Origin of the sequence: Dethiosulfovibrio russensis, assembly GCF_021568855.1 — a bacterium.
GTDB classification, from domain to species: domain Bacteria; phylum Synergistota; class Synergistia; order Synergistales; family Dethiosulfovibrionaceae; genus Dethiosulfovibrio; species Dethiosulfovibrio russensis.
Map to the genome: position 1 here is coordinate 1 of NZ_JAKGUG010000014.1, position 24,156 is coordinate 24,156.

23 protein-coding genes are annotated in these 24,156 nt (G+C 56.2%); 10 read left to right on the plus strand and 13 right to left on the minus strand.

Annotated features, from left to right (window positions below; all coding sequences use genetic code 11):
- Positions 1 to 399 (plus strand): integrase core domain-containing protein (locus L2W48_RS11965; RefSeq protein ID WP_236100194.1); only part of this gene is annotated, 399 nt, incomplete at its 5' end.
- Between the two features lie 47 nt (positions 400 to 446).
- Here L2W48_RS11965 and L2W48_RS13195 read toward each other — a convergent pair.
- The 3 genes from L2W48_RS13195 to L2W48_RS11975 all read right to left on the minus strand — a co-directional run bounded on the left by L2W48_RS13195 (position 447) and on the right by L2W48_RS11975 (position 2,178).
- A complete protein-coding gene (locus L2W48_RS13195; RefSeq protein WP_369123584.1) occupies positions 447 to 677 on the minus strand; it encodes an integrase core domain-containing protein in 231 nt (76 codons plus the stop codon).
- A gap of 6 nt (positions 678 to 683) precedes the next feature.
- Positions 684 to 977, minus strand: a complete 294-nt coding sequence (locus L2W48_RS11970) for a DDE-type integrase/transposase/recombinase (protein WP_407928686.1) — start codon at positions 975 to 977, stop codon at positions 684 to 686.
- A gap of 421 nt (positions 978 to 1,398) precedes the next feature.
- Entirely contained in the window at positions 1,399 to 2,178 is a 780-nt protein-coding gene (locus L2W48_RS11975) for an enoyl-CoA hydratase/isomerase family protein (RefSeq protein ID WP_236100193.1), read from the minus strand.
- A 480-nt stretch (positions 2,179 to 2,658) separates the two neighbouring features.
- Here L2W48_RS11975 and L2W48_RS11980 point away from each other — a divergent pair, with 480 nt between their 5' ends.
- The 9 genes from L2W48_RS11980 (at position 2,659) to lpdA (ending at position 11,972) form a co-directional block, all read left to right on the plus strand.
- A complete protein-coding gene (locus L2W48_RS11980) occupies positions 2,659 to 3,285 on the plus strand; it encodes a GntR family transcriptional regulator (RefSeq protein ID WP_236100192.1) in 627 nt (208 codons plus the stop codon).
- A gap of 93 nt (positions 3,286 to 3,378) precedes the next feature.
- On the plus strand, positions 3,379 to 4,383 hold the full coding sequence (locus L2W48_RS11985; RefSeq protein WP_329604266.1) for a thiamine pyrophosphate-dependent dehydrogenase E1 component subunit alpha: 1,005 nt from the start codon (positions 3,379 to 3,381) through the stop codon (positions 4,381 to 4,383).
- Positions 4,384 to 4,401: 18 nt separating this feature from the next.
- Complete coding sequence (locus tag L2W48_RS11990) at positions 4,402 to 5,385, plus strand: alpha-ketoacid dehydrogenase subunit beta (protein WP_236100191.1); 984 nt, start codon at positions 4,402 to 4,404, stop codon at positions 5,383 to 5,385.
- A 3-nt stretch (positions 5,386 to 5,388) separates the two neighbouring features.
- On the plus strand, positions 5,389 to 5,895 hold the full coding sequence (locus L2W48_RS11995; protein ID WP_236100190.1) for a PPC domain-containing DNA-binding protein: 507 nt from the start codon (positions 5,389 to 5,391) through the stop codon (positions 5,893 to 5,895).
- Between the two features lie 66 nt (positions 5,896 to 5,961).
- Positions 5,962 to 7,041: a TRAP transporter substrate-binding protein DctP gene (dctP, locus tag L2W48_RS12000; protein WP_236100189.1), complete on the plus strand. Its 1,080-nt coding sequence runs from the start codon at positions 5,962 to 5,964 to the stop codon at positions 7,039 to 7,041.
- Between the two features lie 82 nt (positions 7,042 to 7,123).
- Positions 7,124 to 7,594, plus strand: coding sequence for a TRAP transporter small permease (locus L2W48_RS12005; protein WP_005659341.1), 471 nt, complete (start codon positions 7,124 to 7,126; stop codon positions 7,592 to 7,594).
- Positions 7,595 to 7,606: 12 nt separating this feature from the next.
- Complete coding sequence (locus tag L2W48_RS12010) at positions 7,607 to 8,902, plus strand: TRAP transporter large permease (RefSeq protein WP_236100188.1); 1,296 nt, start codon at positions 7,607 to 7,609, stop codon at positions 8,900 to 8,902.
- A gap of 3 nt (positions 8,903 to 8,905) precedes the next feature.
- Positions 8,906 to 10,219, plus strand: coding sequence for a dihydrolipoamide acetyltransferase family protein (locus L2W48_RS12015; RefSeq protein ID WP_236114976.1), 1,314 nt, complete (start codon positions 8,906 to 8,908; stop codon positions 10,217 to 10,219).
- Positions 10,220 to 10,232: 13 nt separating this feature from the next.
- Positions 10,233 to 11,972 (plus strand): dihydrolipoyl dehydrogenase, encoded by a 1,740-nt coding sequence (gene lpdA / locus L2W48_RS12020; RefSeq protein WP_236100186.1) that lies wholly within the window; start codon positions 10,233 to 10,235, stop codon positions 11,970 to 11,972.
- Positions 11,973 to 12,053: 81 nt separating this feature from the next.
- Here lpdA and L2W48_RS12025 read toward each other — a convergent pair whose 3' ends face one another.
- From L2W48_RS12025 to L2W48_RS12070, 10 genes are all read right to left on the minus strand, one after another.
- Positions 12,054 to 14,033, minus strand: coding sequence for a BACON domain-containing protein (locus L2W48_RS12025; RefSeq protein ID WP_236100185.1), 1,980 nt, complete (start codon positions 14,031 to 14,033; stop codon positions 12,054 to 12,056).
- 103 nt (positions 14,034 to 14,136) lie between these two features.
- Entirely contained in the window at positions 14,137 to 14,670 is a 534-nt protein-coding gene (locus L2W48_RS12030; protein ID WP_236114978.1) for a GNAT family N-acetyltransferase, read from the minus strand.
- A 46-nt stretch (positions 14,671 to 14,716) separates the two neighbouring features.
- Positions 14,717 to 15,337, minus strand: a complete 621-nt coding sequence (locus L2W48_RS13130; protein WP_407928687.1) for a CatB-related O-acetyltransferase — start codon at positions 15,335 to 15,337, stop codon at positions 14,717 to 14,719.
- Positions 15,338 to 15,445: 108 nt separating this feature from the next.
- Positions 15,446 to 16,270, minus strand: a complete 825-nt coding sequence (locus L2W48_RS12040) for an alpha/beta fold hydrolase (RefSeq protein WP_236100182.1) — start codon at positions 16,268 to 16,270, stop codon at positions 15,446 to 15,448.
- Between the two features lie 64 nt (positions 16,271 to 16,334).
- The gene (locus tag L2W48_RS12045) at positions 16,335 to 17,144 is read right to left on the minus strand and encodes an alpha/beta fold hydrolase (RefSeq protein WP_236100181.1); all 810 of its coding nucleotides are present in this window, start codon (positions 17,142 to 17,144) and stop codon (positions 16,335 to 16,337) included.
- On the minus strand, positions 17,144 to 18,145 hold the full coding sequence (lplA, locus tag L2W48_RS12050; RefSeq protein ID WP_236100180.1) for a lipoate--protein ligase: 1,002 nt from the start codon (positions 18,143 to 18,145) through the stop codon (positions 17,144 to 17,146). Before lplA ends, L2W48_RS12045 begins: the two co-directional genes overlap by 1 nt.
- A 69-nt stretch (positions 18,146 to 18,214) precedes the next feature.
- Entirely contained in the window at positions 18,215 to 18,904 is a 690-nt protein-coding gene (locus tag L2W48_RS12055; RefSeq protein ID WP_236100179.1) for an epoxyqueuosine reductase, read from the minus strand.
- 307 nt (positions 18,905 to 19,211) lie between these two features.
- A complete protein-coding gene (locus tag L2W48_RS12060) occupies positions 19,212 to 19,820 on the minus strand; it encodes a TetR/AcrR family transcriptional regulator (protein ID WP_236100178.1) in 609 nt (202 codons plus the stop codon).
- Entirely contained in the window at positions 19,810 to 22,857 is a 3,048-nt protein-coding gene (locus L2W48_RS12065) for an efflux RND transporter permease subunit (protein ID WP_236100177.1), read from the minus strand. Before L2W48_RS12065 ends, L2W48_RS12060 begins: the two co-directional genes overlap by 11 nt.
- Positions 22,854 to 24,110, minus strand: a complete 1,257-nt coding sequence (locus L2W48_RS12070; RefSeq protein ID WP_236116553.1) for an efflux RND transporter periplasmic adaptor subunit — start codon at positions 24,108 to 24,110, stop codon at positions 22,854 to 22,856. The genes L2W48_RS12065 and L2W48_RS12070 overlap by 4 nt, the downstream gene beginning before the upstream one ends.
- Positions 24,111 to 24,156 lie beyond the last annotated feature (46 nt).

The window sequence follows — 24,156 nt, forward strand, 5'->3', positions numbered from 1 at the left end:
AGGGCCACCATGGAAAAACTGGGAGTACTGTTCTCACACAGCAGACCGAGGGTAAGCAACGACAACCCCTACAGTGAATCGATCTTCAAGACCCTGAAATACAGACCTGCCTTCCCCAGCGGTGGCTTCAAGGACATGGAAAACGCGAGAGCCTGGACCTACCGGTTCGTGTCCTGGTACAACCATACCCACCGTCACAGCGCCTTAAACTACGTGACACCTGAGCAGAGGCATAAAGGAAAAGCCCCGGAGATACTGGCGAAGAGGAAGAAAACCCTGGAAGAAGCCAAGAGAAAACACCCGGACAGATGGAGAAACAGGCCGATAAGAAACTGCTCCATCGAGGAGACGGTCTATCTGAACCCGGAGAAAGAGCCCCAGAAAAAGCGCAGAGACTGAGTCATTCCAATTCGATCTTTTTGCGACTTCTCGCTTGACAGGCTCCGTCAGTCTGCTATAGGTATTCCTTTCCGAAGTAGATCTCCTGCGATGTCCGGTATCCCCGTAGAGGAGTGAAGCCTCTCACCGTTATAAAATATCAGGTATTTCTGTAAGTCTCGATATAGATCGGTGACTCGCTCCTGTTCATTAAGGCACAACCACTCGCATTTGACCATCCGCCAGAACCGTTCAACAGAAACATCTCCAGAGCTTTCTTCAAAGCTACGATGTAGAATTCAGCGTCAAAGAGTATTGGATAGCTCCCAGGAGAGGATGTAGCGGCTGTACCAATCGATAACAGCTACGATATACATGAACCCACAGGTGAGTCTACAATACGTGATATCCGTACTCCAGACCTGATTGGGCTTCCCCACCTTTACGTTTCGGAGCAGGTAAGGATACACCTCCCGTTCTGGACGAGATCTACTGGTCCCCGGTTTGGGAGCCAGCCCTTCTAGGCCCATGATCCTCATCAGGCGTTGGACTCTCTTGCGATTCACGTTGTATCCTTCACGACAAAGCCAGGTGGTCATTCGCCTGCTCACGTTTCTCTAACCGAGAAGGTTACATTGGCTGCGAACACAGATCTGTGGATGATTCAATTCCACACAGGCCCGTTTTCCTCAAGAGTCAACACCTGATTTTTTAAGCCACTCCAGATCTATCTTGAACCGATCGATCTCCTTATTAAGAGTTGCACCAGGGTCTTATCTCCCTTCAATGCGGCCAGGGCTACTTTGGTCTTGAATTCAGGCGAACGTCGCTGTCGTTTGGCTGTCATTATGTCCCCCCTCTTTCTGAGACCTATAATATAGTAGCCTGTTATTGACCTTAACCTAGCAACTTACTCGGGATCCCTTTTTCCGGGTCCACTATAACCGAAACCTCGGCGTAAAAGGAGGTAATAAAGAGCTAGGGGCACCCGATAGGAACGGCTCTAACTTTTTGCCTCTCCTATCTCCCCCGCCAGACGGGCTCCCTCTTCCCCAGAAAAGCCTCCAGCCCCTCCCTGGCGTCCTCCGTCGCGGCCAGTGCGGCGAATCTTTCTCCGGCGGCCTCTATGGCCCGCTCCAACGGCAGGCTTTCTATCTGCTGCAATCCCCTCTTGCCGGTCTTCAGGGCAAGAGGGCTCTTTTTGGCCAGTTTCTTTGCGAATTCCATGGTGGCCTCCTCCAGCTTCTCAGGGGGAACCACCCTATAGGCTATGCCCAGTTTCAGGGCCTCCTCGGCGTGGATGAAGTCCCCGGTGAGAACGTACTGAAGGGCCCGTTTCGGACCTATCCAGCGGGAAAGCTGATACCCCGGCTCCAGACAGATCAGCCCCACGTTTATTGCGGTGGTTCCGAAAACGGCGTTCTCCGCCGCCACTATGAAGTCGCAGGCCAGGGCCAGCCCGGCTCCGTTGGCCAGTGTATAGCCCTGAACCGAGGCGATAACCGGCTTGGACATGGAGAAGAGGACGTTGTTGTGTCGGTCCATCAGCCGCAAAAAATCCCTAATCTCATGGCGTTCTTTGGACAGAAACTCTTTCAGGTCTATCCCTGTGGAAAAGTTCTTTCCCGCCCCGTCCAGCACGACGACCACCACCGACGGATCGGACTCCATGGCCTCCAGCGAATCGCATAGACCTCTTGCCAGCTCGGTGGAGAAGGTGTTCATCGACTCCGGCCTGTTCAACGTGATTCGTCCTACTCCATCATCGACCTTCGTTATAACCGTTTTCGACTCCGTCATTTTATTATTCCTCCTCGAAACGAAAAACCACTATACCAGCCGTTTCCACGAAAATCCTTCTCAACTATACACGGCCCCTTTTAGCTGTCAAAGAGGCTTTGTCGGGCAAAAAAACAGCTCTTCCCCGCCTCCGAAGGTGTTTTTTGCAAAAAAAACGGCTTTTTCCACCTATCGAAACACACCAAAAAACGCCGAACATTCAGTCCGCTAAAGTTCATGGCTCCCCAGCGAAAGGGCTTTACACAGATGAAACAATGCAGGGTTGTTTTTTTTGACCTTTTTTGCTCAGACTTCGAGTCGCAGCTTTCTATGTAAATTTAATAAAGTTGTATTTTAACGTTCAAGTATACTGCATAAAAGGCGAAAACATTTTGATTTTCAAGTTTAGTTACCGTATAGTGGCAATAGCGCAGGTGCCGTACAACTTGTATGGAACTGGAATACATACACGAAAGTGCCATTTCGAGAGGAGGCACCGCATTGAGGACCCGAAAAAAGGATCTGGCATACAAGGCTATCAAACAGATGATCATGGATAAAGAGCTTACGGAGGAACACTACGTATCGGAGAACAATCTGGCAAAAAAACTCGATATGAGCAGAACCCCTGTGAGGGAGGCTCTGCTCCGGCTGCAATCGGAGGGATTCATAAATATCATCCCCAACAAGGGAGCAGTTGTCAGCAATGTCTCGGTGGTCATCGCCAAGGAGTTCTACGACATGAGGATGGCCATAGAGGAGTTCGTTGTCCGCAACGTGGCGGACAGGCTCACTCAGGAACACCTTGAGCACATGGATCTATTGCTGAAGGAGCAGGAAAAAGCCTGCGAGAAAGGCGATCTGGACGATTATCTGAGAGCAGACAGCGAGTTTCACGATTATTTTCTGCTCATATACGAAAACCAGACCATATGGGACGCCATATTGCAGGTGAGACAGAGGTTTCACGCCGTGGGAGTGAACGTCCTGTCGACCCAGAAGGATATCTGGACGTCTCTGGCGTATCACAAGGAGATAGTGGACGCACTGAAACAGGGGGATGTGGAGAGGGCGGTACAGGTAACCCACGACCACCTGAAGTTCGGCAAAACCAACCTTATACGTTGACCCGTATCGAAGACTGCAGCTTCGTTGGGAATAGATAGCCAAAAACGCGAGTGCGAGGGTGAAAGGTACAACACAAAGAGGAGGGTGCGGCATATGTGTGCGAAAGCGATCCTAAAAGAGCCGACGATCCCGGTCAAGAACTACGATCGAGATCTGCTGATAGAGCTCTACCGCAAGATGGTCTCGATCCGTCTCTTCGAGCAGAAGGTGGAACACCATTTCCTGGCCGGGGATATTCCCGGTTTCGTCCATCTATACATCGGAGAGGAAGGCATCGGCACCGGGGTGATGGCCAACCTTACCAAGGAAGACTATATCGAGAGTACCCACAGAGGACACGGTCACACCATAGCCAAGGGTGCCGATCTGAATCGAATGATGGCGGAGATTTTCGGCAAAAAGACCGGCTATTGCAAGGGCAAGGGCGGTTCGATGCATATAGCGGATTTCAGCGTAGGCATGCTTGGCGCCAACGGCATCGTCGGCGGAGGATATACCCTGGCCGTCGGAGCGGCTCTGGCATCCAAGCTTCGTGAGGACGGCAGAATTTCCGTGGTGTTCTTCGGAGACGGAGCTTCCAACAGAGGCACGTTCCACGAGGCTCTCAATATGGCGGCGGCCTGGAAGCTACCGGTTCTTTTCGTGTGCGAGAACAACGAGTGGGCCTCCACCACTCCATATTTGACCACGACCTCGGTGGCGGACATAGCCGACCGGGCTCAGGGCTACGGTATTCCCGGCTATATGGTGGACGGCAACGACGTCCTTTCCGTCTACGAGACTTCCAAGGAAGTGGTGGATTACATCCGTTCCGGCAACGGACCGGTTCTTCTCGAGTGCAAGACATACAGGATAAAGGGACACTTCGTCGGCGACCCCGAAAAGTACCGCACCAAGGAAGAGGTCCAGGAGGTCTTCGACAACAATAACCCGATAAACCGGTTCGAGGAGAAGGTTCTCGAGGCGGGCGTTCTTTCCCGAGAGGATCTGGACGCCGTCTACGGCGAGGTGGAGGCGGCCATAGAAGAGGCCGTGCGCTATGCGTTGGAGAGCCCCGAGCCTGACCCCTCGGAGCTGTTCGACGATCTTTACGTGTAGAGGCTGGAGGGATCTATTATGGCTGAGACAAAGAAGATCACATTCTCCCAGGCCACCCTTGAGGCCATGCAGGAGGAGATGGAGAGAGACGATACCGTCTTCGTGATGGGCGAGGACATCGCCAGACAGGGCGGCATTTTCGGACAGTTCAAGGGACTTCCCGACTCTTTCGGTTCCGATAGGGTCCGAGACACCCCGATAACCGAGACCGCCATAGTCGGAGCTGCGGTGGGAGCCGCTCTAGCCGGGATGCGCCCCATAGCGGATATGCACTTCGCCGACTTCATGCTGGTCTGCGGAGACGAGATATACAACCAGATGGCCAAGGTCCACTATATGTTCGGCGGCCAGAAGACCGTTCCCATGGTGCTTCGCGCCCCGGACGGACTGATAAATCAGGCGGCGGCCCAGCACTCTCAGAGCCTTGAGGCCATATTCCAGCACATACCGGGACTCAAGGTAGTGGCTCCGTCCAACCCGGCGGACGCCAAGGGACTCCTCAAGTCGGCCATAAGGGACGACAACCCGGTCATCTATTTCGAACACAAGGCCCTGTTCAACACCAAGGGAGATGTTCCCGTAGAGGAGTATTTCACCCCCATCGGCAAGGCCGACATAGTGACGGAGGGGTCGGATCTGACCATAGTCTCCTACTCGAACTGTCTTCAGACGGTGGCCAAGCCGGTGGCGGCGATGGCAGAAAAAGAGGGGATCTCGGTTGAGCTGATAGACCTTCGTACCATCTCCCCCATAGACAAGGACGCCATTCTGGAGTCGGTGGCCAAGACCAGCCGTCTCGCGATAATACACGAAGCTGTGAAGCAGGGCGGAGTCGGCGGAGAGATCGCCGCAATAGTGGCGGAGGAAGGCCTGGACTACCTGGACGCCCCGATAATGCGTTTCGGATCTCCCTTCACGCCGGTTCCCTTCGCCAGACCTCTGGAGCAGGCCTACCGTCTCAAACCGGAGGCCATCCTAGAGGGCATCAAGAGGATGTTCTAGCCTATGGGGACCTTCGAGGCGGCAACGCCAAGAGGAGCCAGACGGATAGCGGTCCGGATAACCCCGGGCAGCGATCTGTTCCAGGGGATAAGGGATGTCTGCCGCCATTTCGGCATAACCTGCGCCTCCGTCGAGAGCGCTCTGGGAAGCCTGGCATCCGCCACGGTGGTGTGTATATCCGACGACTCCGAATCCCCCTCGGGGGCCTCCTACAAAGATCCAACCCATATCGAGGCTCCTATGGAACTGGTGGCCCTCTGTGGAACGGTAGGAGCCATGGATGGCGAGACCTCCATACATCTTCACGGAACGGTGGCGCTGGACGAGAAAACGCCCTACTGCGGACACCTGGTAGACGACGGAAAGAACACCGTTCTGGCTACAGTGGAGATGCAGATAGTGGAGCTTATAGGGATGAACTGGGTCCGTCGTCACGACCCGGAGACAGGTTTCACTCTTTTCAAACCGGAAGACAGCCGTTATCCGGATATCGGAGAGCCCGGGAGGTGATCGTTCAGGAATAAAACGCGGTCGATATGTTTCGATAGGCTTCGTTTATATCAAGGAGGGAAAGACATGAGGAAAGTGGTTTCTGCGGTTCTGCTGGCAACTCTGGTCCTTTGTTTCGCAGCTCCCGGTTTCGCGGCGTACAAGAACGAGTACAAGATGAGCGTCGTTCCCGGCGCCATAACCCCCTGGGGGATGGGCGCGGGGTACTTCGCCGATCTGGTCAAGGAACGCACCGACGGACGGGTGAACATAAAGGTCTACTACTCGGGACAGCTTTTCGCCGGTAAGCAGACTTCCGAGTTCCTGCTTCTTCGCAACGGCGCCATAGACTTCTCCCTGGCATCGACCATCAACTGGTCTCCCCAGGTCAACGAGCTTAACCTTCCGGCTCTGCCCTTCTTCATCTCCGCCAACGGAGATGATCGTTACGCCGCCATGGACGCCATCGAAAACGGCAAATCGGGAAAGATGATGGTCGACGCGGTGGAGAAGAAAGGCGTCAAGTTCCTCGCCTGGGGTGAGAACGGATTCCGCGAGATGACCAACAGCGTCAGAGAAGTAGCCTCCCCCGAAGACATGAAGGACCTCAAGCTTCGAGTCGTCGGCAGCCCCATATACATCGACACCTTCAAGGCCTTGGGAGCCAACCCGATCAACATGAACTGGTCCGAGGCGACCACCGCCTTCCAGCAGGGAGTCGTGGACGGTCAGGAGAACCCTCTTACCGGAATCTGCATTCCCGTCAAGATCTGGAACTACCATAAGTTCCTCACCAACTGGCACTATGTCATCGATCCCCTTCTTCTGGCAGCCAACCCCAAGACCTGGAAGAAGTTCTCCGAGGAGGACCAGAAGATCATAGCCCAGGCCGCGGTTGACGCCATGAAGTACCAGAAGGCCATAGCCAGAGCCGGTCTCGACGACGGCGAATCCATCGCGTATCTCGAGAGCATCGATATCACTCCCGAATATCCCAATCCATACGCCACCTGCGAGGAAGAGGGCATGACCGTCACCAATCTGACCCCGGAAAACCTCAAGGCCTTCCGGGACGCCACCGCCCAGGTACGTGCCGACTGGACGAAGAAGATCGGTGCCGAGCTTGTCGCGGCAGCCGAGGAGGACATGGCATCCATCAATAAGTAAAGAACCACGCAACTAAAGAAACCGGAGGGGGAGGACGGCTCTCCCCTTCCCCTCCTTCACAGACCGAAAGGGGTGGCGGCTAGTGATAGCTAAATTTTTCGATCACTTCGAGGAGATACTTGGATCGATTCTGGTCGCCGTAATGGTGACCATCTCCTTCGTAAACGTGATAACCAGATATTTCATAAGGATGTCTCTTTCCTGGTCCGAGGAGATAACGGTAAACCTTTTCGTATGGGTGGTCATGCTCGGAACGGCCATAGCCTTCAAGAAAGGCTCCCATCTGGGAATGGAGTTCATATACGAGAGGTTTCCCGACCGTATCAAGAAGGTTTTGTTCCTTCTCTCGGCAATTTTATCGATAGCTTTCTTCGTCGTTCTCGGATGGCTCGGAGCCATAGAGGTCAAAGACGAGATAGATCTCTGCGTAATAACCGAGTCCCTGGCGATACCGGTTTGGTACTACACCATAGCTATACCGGTCTTCTCCGTTCTGGTGATCTTCAGGATACTACAGAACGTGGTTACGTCCCTCAGGGACCACTCTTACTAAGGGGGCAAGACAATGGATTTTTCCGATCCCGCAATATGGACTCTCATTCTATTCGTCGTCCCCCTGCTGGTAAAGGTTCCCATAGCCATGGCCTTGGGAGGAGCGGCGGTGGCGGTGGTCCACTTCTGGGACATGGGGCTTCCCATGATCTCATACAACTTTTTCGCCGGAATAGCCAAGTTTCCCTTGCTTGCCATACCTTTCTTCATCATGGCGGGGGTAATAATGGAAAAGGCCGGCATAGCCGAACGGATCATCGACCTCATGAAGAAAATGGTCGGCAACATGACCGGCGGCCTTGCCATAGCGACGGTGGCGGTGGCCACATTCTGGGGTGCGGTCAGCGGTTCCGGCCCGGCGACGGTCGCGGCACTGGGCCTGATACTGATCCCGGGAATGGCTGTAGCCGGATACGATAAGCCTTTCGCCGCTGCCACGGTTTCGGTAGCATCGGGACTAGCCATAGTGATACCTCCGAGCATCGCCTTCATAGTCTACGGCGGGGTGGCAAACGTCTCCATACCAGCCCTCTTTGCCGCCGGATTCATACCGGGAGCCATAGTTGCTCTCTTCATGATGGGAGCGGTTTACCTGGTCTCCAAAAAGAAAGGCTACGGCGGTGGGGAACCGGCCAAACCCGGGGAAACCTTCACGGCCTTCAAGAGATCCTTCTGGGGCATACTGGCCCCTGTGATAATCCTCGGAGGAATCTACGGGGGGATATTCACCCCCACAGAGGCGGCGGCGGTAGCCGTGTTCTACGGTCTTTTCGTCGGGGTGTTCGTCTACAGAAAGATAAACTCCCTCAAGGTGCTCTATGAGATACTGTCCTCCACCGTCGTGGCCACATCGGTCGTCATGATAGTGGTTACCTGCGCCGGACTGTTTTCCTGGGTCGGAGCGACGGTGGGCCTGATCGAGAAGGCCGCAGGAGTTCTCCTCGGCATATCCCAGTCTCAGTGGGTAATACTGTTCATGATCAACATAATCCTTCTGTTCGCCGGGATGGTGCTGGACGCGATATCCATATACTACGTGTTTCTGCCCATACTTCTGCCTATCATGGCCCACTTCGGCTGGGATCCCATCTGGTTCGGAGTCATGATGACCATCAACCTGGCGGTAGGACAGGTGACCCCTCCCGTAGCGGTAAACCTCTACGTGGGGGCCAACATAAGCGGACTGACCATAGAGGACATAAGCCGTCCGGCCATTCCTCTCATACTGGCCGCCCTGCTCGCACTTATCGTCGTTATCCTCTTCCCCCAGCTTTCGACCTGGATGCCGAACATGCTGGGACTTAACTAGGAGGTGTCTCGTTTGTCGACCACTCTTACGATGCCGAAACTCGGCCTTACCATGACCGAGGGAACCGTATCCAAATGGATGAAGAAAGAGGGCGATCCCGTAAAGTCAGGGGAAGTCCTGTACGTAGTTTCCACCGATAAGATAACCTACGAGGTCCAAGCCGAAAGGGACGGAGTTTTGCTAAAGGTCTACGTGGACGAAGACGGCTCCGTACCGGTAGGAGCGGATGTAGCCGTGATAGGAGACGAGGGCGAGTCCGTATCCGACGCAACCCCCGCCTCGAGCGAACCGGTAGCCTCGAAAACCGAGACGGAAACGGTCGCTGCCGTGCCGTCGCAGATCGCAAAGCCCCTGGCGAAGGGGAAGTTAAGGGCGACCCCGAAAGCCAGAAAGACCGCAGAGGAAAAGGGAATAGACCTTTCCACGGTGGTCGGAACCGGCCCGGACGGAAGGATAAAGAACAAAGACGTACTGGAAGCCGTCAAGAAAGGCCCCAAGGCTTCGCCGGTGGCTGCCAGGATGGCCGCCGATATGGGGATGGATCTCTCCACGATAAACGCCGATGGCCGGATAATGAAGGCCGACGTGATGGCCGCCACAGGAGCGGTCGTTCGCCAGGAGGCTGCGGACTCGGTCGTTCCCATGTCCACCATGAGAAAGATCATAGCCCAGAGGATGCTGGAGAGCACCCTTACGGTACCCACAGTCACCTACGACATGGAGATAGACTGCTCCGCCATGATGGAGCTGAGAGGCAAGGTAAAGGCAGCGGCTGCCGAATCGGGAGCCAAGGTCTCCTACAACGACATCATCATGATGGCCTGCTCCAGGGTCCTTCAGGAACAGCCCATGTGCAACTGCTCCACCGACATGGAGGACATGACCTACATAATGCACTCGTCGGTCAACATCGGTCTGGCGGTGGCGGTAGATGGAGGTCTTCTCGTACCCAACGTCAAGGACGTCCAGGACAAGGGGCTTCTGGATATAGCCAAGGGCACCGACGACCTGGTGGCGAGGGCCAGAGACAACAGGCTCATGCCTGCGGATATGGAGGGTGGAACCTTCACCGTGACCAACCTGGGGATGTTCGGTGTGGACAGCTTCACCCCTATCGTCAATCCGCCCGAGTCCTGCATACTGGCGGTCAACTCCATGAAGGAGAAGCCCGTCGTGGTGGACGGAAAGATAGAGATTCGGACGATGACCACCCTCTGTCTGACCGCCGATCATCGCTCGGTGGACGGAGCCGACGCGGCCAAATTCCTGGCCCGACTGAAGGAACTTCTGGAGTCTCCGTGGCTCCTGTTGCTCTAGAGGGAGAGATTTTATGGCAGTTACCATAACCATGCCCAAATTGGGGCTGACCATGACGGAGGGAACCGTCTCAAGCTGGTCTAAAAAGGCCGGTGATCCCGTATCCGAGGGGGACGTGCTCTTCGTGGTCTCCACCGATAAACTCACCTACGAGGTGAAAGCCGAATGCGACGGGATCCTGGCCTCGGTGCTAGTAGCCGAGGGAGACGACGCTCCAGTGGCAGCTACCGTGGCGATAATAGCAGAGCCCGGGGAGGACCCTGCGTCCTTGGCCGAGAGCGCGCCCGCCCCTGCCCCATCGAAAACGGCCGATAAGGACGAACCTATCGAGACGACCTCTCCTGCGGCATCCTCGATCCAAGAGAGCGATAGAGGCGGCAAAAAGGTCGTGGTAATAGGAGGAGGCCCGGGAGGTTACGTCTGCGCGATAAAGCTGGCTCAGCTGGGCGCTTCCGTAACGGTGGTGGAGAAAGAACGGATGGGGGGAACCTGTCTCAACTGGGGCTGCATCCCCACCAAGGTCCTGGTGCACACGGCCGAGCTGTATCACGAGACGATAAACGGCTCCGACCTCGGTCTGATCGTCAAGGACGCTTCTGTGGACTGGGCGGCCCTCATGACCAGAAAGACCGGCGTGGTGGACCAGCTGGTCGGCGGAGTGGAAGGTCTGATGGTCGCCAACGGAATAGACGTGGTCTACGGCGAGGCATCCTTCGTCTCCTCCAGATCCCTCAAGATAGGAAACGACACTCTGGAGTTCGACGCCGCAGTTGTCGCCACCGGATCGGAAACGGTCATACCTCCCATTCCGGGGGTGGATCTGCCAGGCATAGTCACCAGCAAGGAGGCCCTCTCCTTCGATTCCGTGCCGAAGTCAATGACGGTGGTCGGAGGAGGAGTTATAGGGATGGAATTCGCCTGCGTCTACGCCACACTGGGGACGAAGGTGACGGTGGTCGAGATGCTCGACACTGTTCTTCCTCCTATAGACAGGGAGATCTCCGCCATAGCCAGAGCCAGCATGGAGGCCCTCGGGGTGAAGTTTTACACGTCCTCGAAGGTAACAGGATTCACCGACAAGGGCGGCAAGATCGCCACCTCGGTTGAGACGCCGGATGTCCCCATCTCGGTGGAGTCGGAGAAAGTACTGATGTCGGTGGGCAGAAAGGCAAGCACCGCATCTCTCAATCTCGAAAACGCAGGGATCCGCCACGACAGGGGCAAAATAACGGTGGACCGTTTCATGGCGACCTCCGTTCCGGGAATCTACGCCATAGGGGACTGCTGCAGCCCCATACAGCTGGCCCACGTGGCCTCCGCCGAGGGAGAGATCGCGGCGGAGAACGTCATGGGAGAAAGCAAGGCCATGGACTACAAGACCGTTCCCAGCTGCGTCTATACCATGCCGGAACTGGCCTCGGTCGGACTGACCGAGGCGGAGGCGGTAAAGAGAGGCCATTCGATAAAAATCGGCCGATTCCCCCTGTCCGCAAACGGAAAGAGCCTGATAATGAAGGGCTACGACGGACTGATAAAGTTCGTCGTAGACGACAGATACGACGAGATCCTGGGAGTACACATCGTAGGTCCCAGGGCGACGGACCTCATCGTCGAAGGAGCCTTGGCACTTCGACTGGAGGCGACGGTGGACGAAGTGGTGACCACAATCCATGCTCACCCGACCGTTGGAGAGGCTTTGGCCGAGGCGGCTCTGGCCGTGAACGGCAAAGCCATCCATATGCCGCCAAGCTAATAGAGGCAGAACCGGGAACCCCGTTCCCGTCTTCCCCGAACGAAGAGGAGGGAGCCAGTGCTGGCTCCCTCCTCTCTTTGCTCATATCGCCTTGGTGACGTGGGACTGGAAGACCCTGAAGGAATCGTACCCCTTGCCGTCCTTGGTGAAAAGGTAGACCGTGGCGGTCCTGTCCGAACCGGTGTCGTTCTCCTCCACCGTCACGATTAGGTCCTTAACGTCGTCCTTGGTTCCGGAGACCATGTTCAGCCTGCACCAACCGCTGTCGCTGTAGGCACCCCAGTCCCGGCATGTCCCCATATCCACCGGGGTAAACTGGGCCTCCCTGCCCAGCTTCACGTCGTTGGCGGCTATCAGGGGCGGATAGCTGGGAAAGGTCACGGTTATCTCAGGAGACCCGCCGAGATGGTCGTAGTGGCTCACGTCGTATATCCTTATACCCCAGGCGTAAGCCGCTCCGGAGCTGGACCCCGATTGCCAGTCGAAACGGCACTTGAAACCCTTGACCTCGTCCCTGGCCTCTTTGGGGATCTTCCATATCCATTGATTTACCGGCTGGAAGTTGCTCCTGGAAGAAAGAGGCGCGTCGTTCAGATCGGGAAAATCCCATATGGAGAAAGAGGCAGCCTTCGAGGTCGGTCTGGAGAAGGTGTAGGTCCAGGAGGTCCTCTGCTTGGCCTCCACCGCCTCGGAGTCGTTCTTTATCTGGCACTCGGAGATGGAGAAACTCTCCGAGGAGGAATAACTGACCCCGAAACCGATGCTTCCGGAAGGGCCTGCTCCATCGAAACCGACGTTGCCGCTGAAGCTCCTGGAGACGCTGCTCTCCACCGTCTTGGAGCCTATCGTGCTCTCCGGAGAGCTCTTGCCCTCAACGACGGGACGGACGTCCTCGGAGCCATTCTCCTTAACAGGCCAGTTGGTGAAGCCGTACTTCGTGATGTAGAAATAGCAGCTGGAGAAGTCGTTCCCCTTTCCCGATTCGTTGTGATATTCCTTCGACGGATTGAGCTTGGCGCTCTGCTTTATGAAGAACCAGTCCGAGTCCTCCCCGTCCGCGGCGTTGTAGCTGTGGCAGGCGTAGATGTCGTGGATTATCCTGTAGGAAAATCCCCAGGTGGTGAGGTCGTTCTGGACCGAATAGACTTGGGAAACCTTCGTCAGATCCGTTCCGGAACCGGATCGGTCGAGCGATGACTGTAACTCGCCCCGGGACCTCTCGGCCTCCCGTGCCTGTTCCGACGAGCCCTCAATCCAATCCCTAACCCTTTTGGCGGCAGCGAGCTCCATCTCACGCTCCGTTTCCTCCGTCGTGCCGGTAAAGGAGAACTCGGTTCCCATAAGGACAGGAAGATCGAGCTCGTCCTCCGAGGCCTTGGATAATCCATCGACCGAGACGAGATAATAGGCCTTTTCGTCGAAATCGAAACGGACGGAGAAGGTCACGTCGCCTCTGACCACGGCGAAGGACCTGTCTCCGTCGTTAAGGGTAACGTCCTGGCTCATAAAAAGATAGGAGTCTCCGCTGGAGACCATGAACTCGGCCGAAAGATCGTTCGACACAGTCGGGGCCATCTCGTCGTCGTTAAGGACGACGTAGGCGAAGACGTCGTCGCTCAATATCTTCAGCCCGTAGAACTCCACGTAGGTCATGCCGACCGGCATCTCGTAACCCAGCTCGAGTCTGGCGTCCTCTCCGTCCTCCGGGGAGAGAAGCCTGTCTATGAAGAAGTCCACCTCGTCCTGGGTCCCGTGTTCTATTGCTACGACTCGCCCGTTAGAGAGGGCCTCCCTCATGGCGGAGATGCTATCCTCGTCGTACCAGGAGTGGAGCCCCTCGGGATCGGAGACTATTATGGCTCCGTTCACCGGGCCTCCGACATAGGGGATCGTCTCGCAGACCGAGGCGAGCTCCTCCGCCATGTCGCCGTGAAGCTGACCTATGACGTATACCCCGTCTGAGACGCCCCCGGAGCCTCCTCCGGAACCGCACCCGCCCAGGAAAAGAGCCGATACCGACAACAGGAGCCACAACCCGAAAGTCCTCGCCGATCCTCTCATAGCCACACACCTCTATTCTATTTTCTGTTTTTATCCCTGATAGTGAATCAATCTCCCGAAGCGGACATGACCTGGGACAACGTTCATAATCTAACCATCCTCTCTAGTCGGAGTCGCAATCCGACCTGGTAATCTCCATGTAGACCTTATCGTGTCTCTTGCCTTCCCGGAGGACCGCTTCCCTTCTGACGCCGAAGGTCCTGAAGCCGATCCTCTCGTAGCACCTGATGGCCCTGTCGTTGTAAGCCACCACCTGGAGCATCACGTTGTGAAGGTTCAGGACGTCGAAGCCGTATCTCACAAGCAGAGAGAGGGCCTCCCCTCCGTATCCCTTGCCCCAGTAGTCCTTATCGCCTATGAATATGCCGACCTCGGCTGTCTGGTTCAGATGGTTCAGGTTCATGAAGCCGCAGATTCCCAGAAGGGCGTCTGTCTCCAGATCGACGATACAGTAGTTGTGCTCCCGAGAGAGCTTATCCAAAGCCTCCCTCTCGGCCTGAAGGGGATAGCACGACGGCGCCTCCGTCAGGTATCTGGTAACGTCGTAGTCGTTGATCCATCGGGTGAACACCGGAGCGTCGTCCGGGTCCACCGGCGAAAGGTAGCATATCTCCCCAATCATCTTCTTGAAATACAAGAGATATCACTCCACTCTTATCTTACGTCTTTCATAGTCCCCAGTTTTAACGACATCGCTTCAGAGCCTCCACCGATGGAGAAGCCAGAACAGTCACGTTACTGGTGATCTTCTCCGGCGGCCAGTCCCACCACTTCAGCTTCAGCAGCATCTCCACGGTCGAGTCGTCGAAGCGCTTCTTTATCTCCGACGCCGGGTTTCCACCCACCACCGTGTAGGGAGGGACGTCTTTTGTGACCACCGCCCCCGCCCCTATAACCGCTCCGTCTCCTATGGTCACGCCACCCAGTATCGTGGCCCTGAAGCCTATCCAGACGTCGTTTCCTATTGTTATGTCTCCCTTTAGAACCGGTCTGAATGGCGCTGGCTCCCAGCCGCTGCCCATGAGACCGAAGGGGTAGGTGCTTACGTTGTCTATGGGATGGTTTCCACCGCTCATGACGAACACCGTCTCGGCCCCGAGGGAGCAGAATTTGCCGATGATCAGTTTTTCCTGCATGGAGTGGATTACGTTTTTCTCGAACTCCAGCGGCCTGTCCCCTCGGATGTCGTCGTAGTAGGTGTAGTCTCCCACTATTATGTTGGGGCTTTTGACAACGTTTTTGAGAAACACCAACTGGGAATACCTCTTTCTGGGGTGGACTTTATCGGGATCGGGCCCCTTCATCACAGGGACGTGAGTCCGATGGACCTTTCTGTTCCTGTGCTTCCGGGCCTTCTCGATCATAGCCTCTCGCTCGTCCGTCATGCCAGATCCACACCGTCAATTCGACATCTATTCAGGCAGTTCCACTATCTCATTCAGCTCGAGAAACTGAGTAACGACGCTGGCGAAATCCTTTGGAGCCTCGTACATAAGTCTGTGAGTTCCTCCTTTGAACCTTATGAGCCACGATCCCGGCACCACCGACACCAGTTTAAGCGAGCTATCGGCTCCCACCACCGTATCGTCGGTTCCCACCAGAAACATCACGGGCATGGAGAGATTCGACAACCTATCCAAAGGACTCTTCCACGTCTTGGCAGCCTCCAGCTGCCTCTTCACCACCGGAGACAGGCTTTCCGACATCTTCTCGGATTTTTTCGAGAGAGAATCGGCCACGGAGGAGCCGTCCACCGAGGTGGCGTGTATTATGGCCTTCTCGAATCGTTCCGGAGCGCTCAGGAGAAGCTGCTGAGTAGTGACGCTGGACTGGGAGTATCCCAGAACGTAGGTCTTGGACAGCCCCAGCTCGTCCATAAGGGCCAGGACATCGCGAGCGAACAAAGGATAGGAGAAATCCGTACCGTCCTCGGAGGAAAAACCCATGCCCCTGTTGTCCATAAGCACCAACTGATATCTGGCGGAGAGTTTTTCGACGATTTCTTCAGGCCAATCGTCCATGGTGCATCCCAAACCGGTCAACATCAAAAGCGGCTTTCCCGAACCGATCAGACAGTAACCTATGTCGATTCCGTCGGCATGGACTTTATAGACGTCGTTGTCTCCGAGACAGGTGCCGACCCTCTCTCCCACAGGGGAAATATCCGCCCACAGAGGGGTAGCCGCAAGCACGAAAAGGGCCAGAATAGGCAAGACAATAAAACGATACTTTTTCATGATCGTCCTCACTCCCTTCTTGAAGTCAGTGAATCGAGTCAAATAAATATTACACCGAAACCCATCAAGGCAGAAACTCCGTCACCATCTCGGCCAGTTCTTTCGGGTACTGGTAGACCAGACCGTGGCCTCCATCGGAGAAGGAGCGGAAGGAACCGTCGGGCAGGGCTTTCGCCAGCTCTCTGGACAGAGACGCCGGGATGACTCCGTCCATCTCTCCGGCCACCACCATGGTTGAGACGGATATTGACGGTACTCTGTCACAGCATCCCTTCCAGGACGCTATGGCCTTGACCTGTCCCGCTATGCCCTCGGCGCAACGAGAGTAGACGGTCATAGGTCGGGATAGAAAGGCTTTCTCGAAACCGGGATGGGAGTCCAGCCATGGACGAGGGAAAAGCATGTTCAAGGCGATCTCGGTCCTCTCAACGTCGGATACCGAGGTGTTCATGAGGTTGCCGGAAGCTCCGGGACGGAGCTCCATAACATTGCGATGATCGCAGCAGGTACCGTAGAGTACCAAGTCCCTGACAAGCTCCGGCCGAGCCAGTGTCAACTCCTGGGCAACGTAACCTCCCATGGACCAGCCGAGAACGTGGGCCGATTCGATCCCGAGATGGTCCAAAAGTCCCGCTGCGTCGGATGCGAACCTATCGATGCTAGGGGGCTCTGTGCCTATGGAGCTTTCTCCCACTCCCCTATTGTCGAAGGCTATCACCTTGAATTTTTTCATCAAGGTCGAGACGAAGGGGAATCCCCAAAAGTCCATGGTACCGCCGAAGCCCATGATCAAAAGGAGAGGCTCTCCCTGTCCCGCAACGGTATAGGCCAACGATACGTCGTCGATCCGGGCGGTTCGAAAGCTCTGAGACATCAGTCTACCACCAGATCCGTAAGTTCTTCCGCCGAGACTCCCAGGATGTATTTTTTCACAGGAAGTGACGACAAAACCTCCGAGACGGCCTTACGATCGAACCGGACGCCTCTGAGGGCGTTTTCCATATCGGAAGGATCGGCCACGCTGAAGAAGTCTCCCCTTATGGCGACATTCTCTATCGTACCTTCTTTTACGTCCAGATAGATCTGCACCTTCCCCTTTTCGAAGCGGCGCTCCGACGACAGGGAGAAGGGGGGCGAGCTGCCCCACACCCAGTCCCAGGTGGCGTACTTGGAGTCCCTCATCTCCGAGATCTCCCGTACCTCGTCGTCATCCAGGGAACGGGCGGTCTCTCCGAAGGGGGCGGCGAAGTGGGACATCAGGCCCTCTATGAAATCCTCCATCGGCATGGGGTTCGGCATATGAGGGGCTACGTTGGTCACCCTGCTTCTGACCGAGGCGACTCCTTTGGATTTGAACTTTTCCGGATCGACCGAAAGGGAGGCGGCCACGTCCTCCAGACAGGAGTCGAACATTATGGTACCGTGATGGAGCATGGTGTTTTTGCTCACGTGCTGGGCGTTACCGGAGAATTTCTTGCCCTCTATGGTGAGGTCGTTTCTCCCGGTAAGCTCCGCCTTCACCCCTATGCTGTCCAGATATTCCAGAAGGGGATTGGTGTAAAGGGCGAAGTCCAATCCCCGAGAATCCCTGTCTCCGACCGGCAGGATGAAGGTGTAATTCAGATTGCCCAGGTCGTGATACACCGCTCCTCCGCCGGTGGTGCGACGGACGACCGCCACTCCTTTCTCTCGGAGAAAGGGCGAGTTGACCTCCCCTGCGGCGTTTTGGAAACGTCCCACCACAACGGTCGGCCTGTTCCTCCAGAGGATTATGTAGCCGTCCCCCGTCTCGGAGGATCGACCGAACAGAACCTCTTCCATGGCGAGATTGAAGAAAGGATCGTCGTCTCTATGTATTATGCAGTGCATCGTCATCGTTATTCCTCCCCGTATCGATAGGATATCGATGACATGGTACCACGGCTTTTAACGCCGGGACAGCCGTCAGGGCCTATCTTTTCGGAGGTATCTCTCAGTCCAGGGACAGCACCTTATGCATATTCCGCAGATGGCGTGTTTCAGGCCCCTCTCGTCCATGAAGGAGCTCAGCTGCCCCATACAGGCCTCTATCTCCACCAGCGAACCTCGGTCCATTCCGGGACGCCAGATTCTATCTCCAGGAGCGTTGACGGGACATTCCTGTAGACAGGCGCTGCACGTTCCGCAGCGGGATTCTAAGACCGGGACGTCGGCATCGATAGGGGCATCGGTGAATATAGTGCCGAGCCGAACGGCCGAGCCGTAGTCCTCCGTGATCAAAAGGGCGTTCTTTCCTATCCAGCCCAGTCCGGCCAGGGTCGCGGCGGTTTTGTGGGGGAAGGAGGCGCTCAAGGTCCGGCGGTCGAAGTCGGGAGAGGACGCGGTCTCCATCTCCGCTCTGTGTCCTCGGTCGGAGAAAAAACGGAGTATTCGATTCAGTATGTCGTCTATTCTGCTGTTCACCGACGTATATTCATCCTGGTATCTCAGGCTCGGACCGTCGGATAGGGACTCGACTATCTCGGGATCCAGAGCAACAGCCACCGATATGGCCCGCGGAAACGGCATTTTCAGCCCGGAGATATCTGCCACGCCGATCAGATCGGCACCCCAGCCAAGGGTGTTTTCCTTCAGTTCAGCGGTAAGATCGTTCATCTAACTAGCCTCCTCGCCGATATCGTCTAAAGGCATTGTATCCTCTAAAGAGGGGGGGATCATCTAGGTATATTCGATTATGCAACATACACCTGATATAGGTATTTTTACCTATCGTCCATGAGGTTTTTCTCCCGATGCGGCTGAGAAAAGAAAGACATATACTTTGTTCACAGAGCGAGATACTGAGTACCTCCAAGCAAGACGACGCCACACACACTTCTTCAAGTAACTCACACACTTCTATAACTCCTTGACGAAAGCCCGGGGCATATGCCCCGGGCTTTCGTCTTTTCACCGTATAGACCTAATCGACCAGCCCTCGAAAATAAAGGTCCAGCATCGGGCCGACCATAGACGATGGAGAGAAGGGGTTGGAGGAATAGAGACTTCGCTCCATGAGACCGAAGATCAGGAATCGGAGGGATTCCGCCGCCGCCCGAAGGTTTACCGATCTAGAGATGTCCCCGCCCCCTCGAGCCTCCGTCAAAGCCTTCTCCATTCTGCCCAAGGTCCTCTCCCTCATTCCCTCTATCGCCAGCAATACCCGTTCGTCCTCGACCAGGCTTCGACGATCCAGGAAGATGGATAGAAGCCTTCGGGCGTTCTCGCTCTCCTCGAATATGGAGATTTCCTCTCTCGCCATGGTGGAAAGCCTCTCCAGAGGGGGGCCCTCTCCACTCAGTGTGGACTCCTCTATACGGTCGACTATGTCGACGGCGTAGTCCATCAGCTCCAAAAGCAACCCCGCCTTGCCTCCGAAATGGCGGTAGAGGGCTCCCTTGGTAAAGCCGGCCTCCCGACCTATCTCAACCAAGGTAACCCCGTCCACTCCTCTGACGGAAAAGAGTTCGGCGGAGACGTCCAGAAGTCTCTTTCTGGTCTTGGCAGCCTCCTCCCTGGTCCTACGACCCATAGGAGGTCTCCTCGGAGGAAATGCCGTACATGGCGCAATACATCACCGGCACGACCACCAGGGTCAGGACGGTGGCGAAGGAAAGTCCGAACATTATAGTTACGGCCATGGAGGCGAAGAAATCGTCCAGTGCCAGAGGGACCATACCGAGGACTGTGGTCATAGCCGCCATCATGACCGGCCGAACCCTGCCTGTGGAGGCGTCAAGCACGGCGGAGAAACGAGGCTTTCCAGCAGCCATATCAAGCTCTATCTGATCCAGAAGCACTATGGCGTTCTTTATGAGCATGCCTATCAGGCTTAGGTAGCCCAGCAGAGCCATAAAGCCGAAGCTCCGTCCCGTTATCAGAAGCCCGGAGGTAACGCCTATGGCGGCCAGAGGCAGACACAGAAAGACCGCTACAGGCTGGCGAAAGCCGTTGAATAGCCCCATGACCACGATAACCATAAATACCAGGCTCAACAGGAAGGGCCCTACTAGGGCTTCTTGAGATGTTCTGGAATCCTCGTATTCCCCTCCCCATTCGACATCGTAGCCGTCCGGAAGCTTCAAGGCATCCACCATGGGTATCAGTCTGCGTCTGAGATCCTCCGCCGATCCCTTCAGCGAATCACACTGAGGGGTTATAACCCTTGAACGGTTCCTCCGCCATATCAGAGGGTCCTCCCAGAGCAGCCCCATATTGGAAACCACCTGTCCGATAGGCACGAACCGCCTCAGACCCCGACTCCAGACCTGGACATCCGCCACAGAATCCAGGTCGGTTCTCTCCGCCTCGGGAACCCTGAGCTTTATGGGCAGTAGCTCGTCGCCCTCTCTGTAGACCCCTACTGTGCGACCGTCGAAGGTTCCCTTCAAGGACGACGCTATGTCCCCCCTGGTCAGTCCGGCCCGCCGGGCCCTGGCCTCGTCCACCTCTGGCACCAAAACCTTCACCCTCTGGCGCCAGTCGTCCCTGACGTCTATGCCGTCGGGATCGGCTGCCATGGCGGCCTTGATCCTTTCAGAGAGGGCCCGAAGGACAGAGGGATCGTCGCCGGTTATCCGCAGTTTTACCTCCGCTCCGGTGCTGGGCCCCTTCTTGAATCTCTCGAAACGGGGCTCCGAGTCGGGAAAACGCTCGGCTATCCATCGAGACTGCCTGGCGATTATCCCTCCTATTTCGTCGTAATCGTCTACGGTCACGAGGATAAATCCGTAGGAACTATCCGGCAGCTCCGGCTCGAAGGCCAGATAAAATCGAAGGGGCCCCTCCCCTGAGAAGGACGCCACCGACTCGACGGAGGACTCGCTTTCCAGTAGATGTCGGGAGATCTCCCTCAGGTCGCCGTCGGTTTCGGTGACGTCGGTGCCCTCCGGCAGCCTGTAATGGATCATGAACTGATCTCGAACCATGTCGGGGAAAAAACTCTGCCCAACGAAACGGAATCCCCACAGAGCCAACAGAAGCATGGCCGCCATAATCCCCAGAGTGATCCACCGTCTTTCGACGCAGTCGATGAGAAAGCCCCTGTAGAACCTACGAAAACGGGATCGTCCTCCGTTTTCGTCGTCTATCTCGGGGGTCAGAAACATCACCGCCAAGACGGGGGTCACCGTTATGGCCAGAAGCCAGGACAGTAGAAGCGACGCAGCCACGACCTGAAAGAGGCTGCGGCAGAATTCGCCTGTGACGTCTTTGGAGAGACCTATGGCGGAGAAGGCCAGTATGGCAACGACGGTAGCTCCCAGAAGGGGCCATTTGGTCTCGTCTACGACCCGGTCCGCCGCGGTCTCTCCGTCCTCTCCGGAGGAGATTCCCACCAGGATACCCTCGGTGACGACTATGGCGTTGTCCACCAGCATACCGAGGCAGATTATGAGGGCTCCAAGAGAGACGCTGTGGAGCTCTATTCCCATTACCCTCATGGCTATGAAGGTTCCGGCTATGGTGAGAAGCAGTATAACTCCCATCAGAAGGCCGCTGGTGATTCCCATAAAGACCACCAGGAGCCCCACCACTATGGCCACAGCCTCGGCCAAGTTCAAAACGAATCCCCTGACCGCGTCCTTCACCAGATCGCTCTGGAAGGTTACAGTCTCCACCTCGACTCCCAGAGGAAGGTCTTCCCGTATCCTTTCGAGCTCTCTTCGGACCATCTCTCCCATTCGAACGACGTTGCCTCCCGGCACGGTGGAGACCCCTATGGCTATGGCCGGGGTTCCGTCGTAGGACATCATCCGGGAGGGAGGATCCAGGTAGCCCCGGGATACCTGGGCCACGTCTTTAAGGTAGACCAGTCTTCCTGCTGAAGCTCCTCTTATTAAGAGATCCCCTATGCTCTCCACCGAATCCACGTTGCCCGATGGATCTATGGGAACCCTGAGGGATCCGGCCATGACGGACCCCGAGTCCACCGCCAGATTCTGTCCCTGAAGGGTGGCGGATATCTGTTCCGGCGATATTCCCAGTTCGGCCATTCTAGCCCGGGAGATCTCGACGAATACCGCCTCGGTCCTGTCTCCCCATAGGGACACCTGTGCCACGTCCGGAACCAGGAGCAGGATTTTTTTTATATCTTCGGCGTGGCGCTTCAGCTCCGCCAGGGAGTAGCCATCGCCGGTAACCGCGAAGACCACTCCGAAAACGTCTCCAAAGTCGTCGTTCACCATGGAGGGCCCCGCTCCGGGGGGCAGATGTCTCTGGGCCTCCTTTACCTTTTGCCTGAGCTCGTCCCACACTTGGGGAAGTTCGTCGGAGTACTCGTCCTTTATATCCGCGTATACGACCGATAGCCCTCGCTCCGATCTGGAACGGACCCTCTTGAGCTGGGGCAGCCTCTGGAGCGCCTGTTCCACCTCGTCCGTAACCTCTTCTTCCACCTCCATTGGGGATGCTCCGGGATAGGTTGTCACGACTAGGGCGGTCTTGACGGTGAAGTCAGGGTCCTCCAGCCTTCCCAACCCCAGGTAGGCCCAAGCTCCTCCCAAGGCCAGAAGGACTGCCACGAAGAGGGTAAATGACCTTCTCTTCATGGCCCACCGGGCCACGCTCATCTCGCCGCCTCCGACAGCCTCACGACCTGCCCCTCCCGTATCGAGTGGACCCCGGCTGTCACGACCCTATCTCCCGAGGTCAGTTCTCCCGAGACGTCCACCTTGCCGTCACCCAAGCCTACCACCTCTACCGAGGTCCAGTGGGCCCTCATTTTCTCTCCTAGGATCCATACGCCTGGGCCTCGGTCGTCGGAGAGAAGAGCCTCTATCGGAATATGATAGACCGGCTCGGAACCGAGGCGATTTATCCTTGCCGATACCTGGACTGCCATTCCAGGAAGAAGCCTGACTCCTTCCGGTATATCCATGGAGAAGGTGGCCCTGTAGGTCTGGGTTTCCCTGTCGGGGGCGGAGGAGAACTCCACGAGCTTAAGGAGGAAATCCCTGCCGGGAAGAAAGTTGAACGACGCCCATACATCCAGATCCTCCGGATCGAGCCTGGCGGCGGACTCGGGAACGTCTGCCACTATCTCCACCGACGAGGTGCTCTGAAGGCCGATGACCGGCTGTCTGGCCGTCACGAACTGATAGTTTTCAACCATTCTACTGGACACGACTCCATCGAAGGGAGCCCTTAGCTCCGTGTCGGCCAGGGCGGCTGCGGCAGTTTTTTCCCTTGCCTCCAGCGATTTTATGCCCGACTCCATGGCCCTTATATCCTCGTCCCTGGCTCCTTTTCTGGCCTTCCTCAGCTCCTGTCTCGCCGCCGCCAAAGACGACTCGGCCACGTCTTTGGCGGTCCTGTAACGATCGTACTCGGACTGAGAGATAACCTTGGCCTGATAGAGCCTCTCGAAACGTCGAAACTGAGCCTCCGCCTCCTCTGCCCTGGCCTGAGCCGAAGCGACCTGGGCCTCCAGAGACCTGAGATCCTCGTTCCTGGCGCCCTTTTTCATGGCATCCAGATTGGCCCTGGCCTGAGACAGAGCACCCCGCGCCTGCTCCAACGCCAGACGGAAATCCCTGGGGTCTATCCTAGCCAGTAAGTCTCCTTTCGAGACTCGGTCCCCCTCCCGGGCGGGGAGTTCCACCAAGGGACCGGACACCCTAAAGGCCATGTCCACCCGTTTAGAGGCCCTGACCCTTCCCGGCACAGAGCGAACCGACTCGCCGTTTATGGGCCTTAGCACCTCCGACTTGACAGGACGAACCGCCATAGGCTTTCTGTCGGCTCCGTCTCGAGAGAAAAAGCGTGGGCCCAAAAGCACCGCCACAAGGGCAATGGCCAGAAAAAGCGGAAATATACGGCTCAACTTTTTATAGGATTTCACGGGATCACCCCTATCTTTAGATTCACAG

Coding starts and splice junctions, on each gene's coding strand:
- L2W48_RS12040 (WP_236100182.1), bottom strand. CDS start 16,270: ATGAAAAAGTATCGTTTTATTGTCTTGCCTATTCTGGCCCTTTTCGTG.
- L2W48_RS11985 (WP_329604266.1), top strand. CDS start 3,379: ATGTGTGCGAAAGCGATCCTAAAAGAGCCGACGATCCCGGTCAAGAAC.
- dctP (WP_236100189.1), top strand. CDS start 5,962: ATGAGGAAAGTGGTTTCTGCGGTTCTGCTGGCAACTCTGGTCCTTTGT.
- L2W48_RS11975 (WP_236100193.1), bottom strand. CDS start 2,178: ATGACGGAGTCGAAAACGGTTATAACGAAGGTCGATGATGGAGTAGGA.
- L2W48_RS11995 (WP_236100190.1), top strand. CDS start 5,389: ATGGGGACCTTCGAGGCGGCAACGCCAAGAGGAGCCAGACGGATAGCG.
- L2W48_RS11970 (WP_407928686.1), bottom strand. CDS start 977: ATGACCACCTGGCTTTGTCGTGAAGGATACAACGTGAATCGCAAGAGA.
- L2W48_RS13130 (WP_407928687.1), bottom strand. CDS start 15,337: ATGAAGGGGCCCGATCCCGATAAAGTCCACCCCAGAAAGAGGTATTCC.
- L2W48_RS12055 (WP_236100179.1), bottom strand. CDS start 18,904: ATGAACGATCTTACCGCTGAACTGAAGGAAAACACCCTTGGCTGGGGT.
- L2W48_RS12065 (WP_236100177.1), bottom strand. CDS start 22,857: ATGAGCGTGGCCCGGTGGGCCATGAAGAGAAGGTCATTTACCCTCTTC.
- L2W48_RS12060 (WP_236100178.1), bottom strand. CDS start 19,820: ATGGGTCGTAGGACCAGGGAGGAGGCTGCCAAGACCAGAAAGAGACTT.
- lpdA (WP_236100186.1), top strand. CDS start 10,233: ATGGCAGTTACCATAACCATGCCCAAATTGGGGCTGACCATGACGGAG.
- L2W48_RS12025 (WP_236100185.1), bottom strand. CDS start 14,033: ATGAGAGGATCGGCGAGGACTTTCGGGTTGTGGCTCCTGTTGTCGGTA.
- L2W48_RS12010 (WP_236100188.1), top strand. CDS start 7,607: ATGGATTTTTCCGATCCCGCAATATGGACTCTCATTCTATTCGTCGTC.
- L2W48_RS12045 (WP_236100181.1), bottom strand. CDS start 17,144: ATGTCTCAGAGCTTTCGAACCGCCCGGATCGACGACGTATCGTTGGCC.
- lplA (WP_236100180.1), bottom strand. CDS start 18,145: ATGACGATGCACTGCATAATACATAGAGACGACGATCCTTTCTTCAAT.
- L2W48_RS11990 (WP_236100191.1), top strand. CDS start 4,402: ATGGCTGAGACAAAGAAGATCACATTCTCCCAGGCCACCCTTGAGGCC.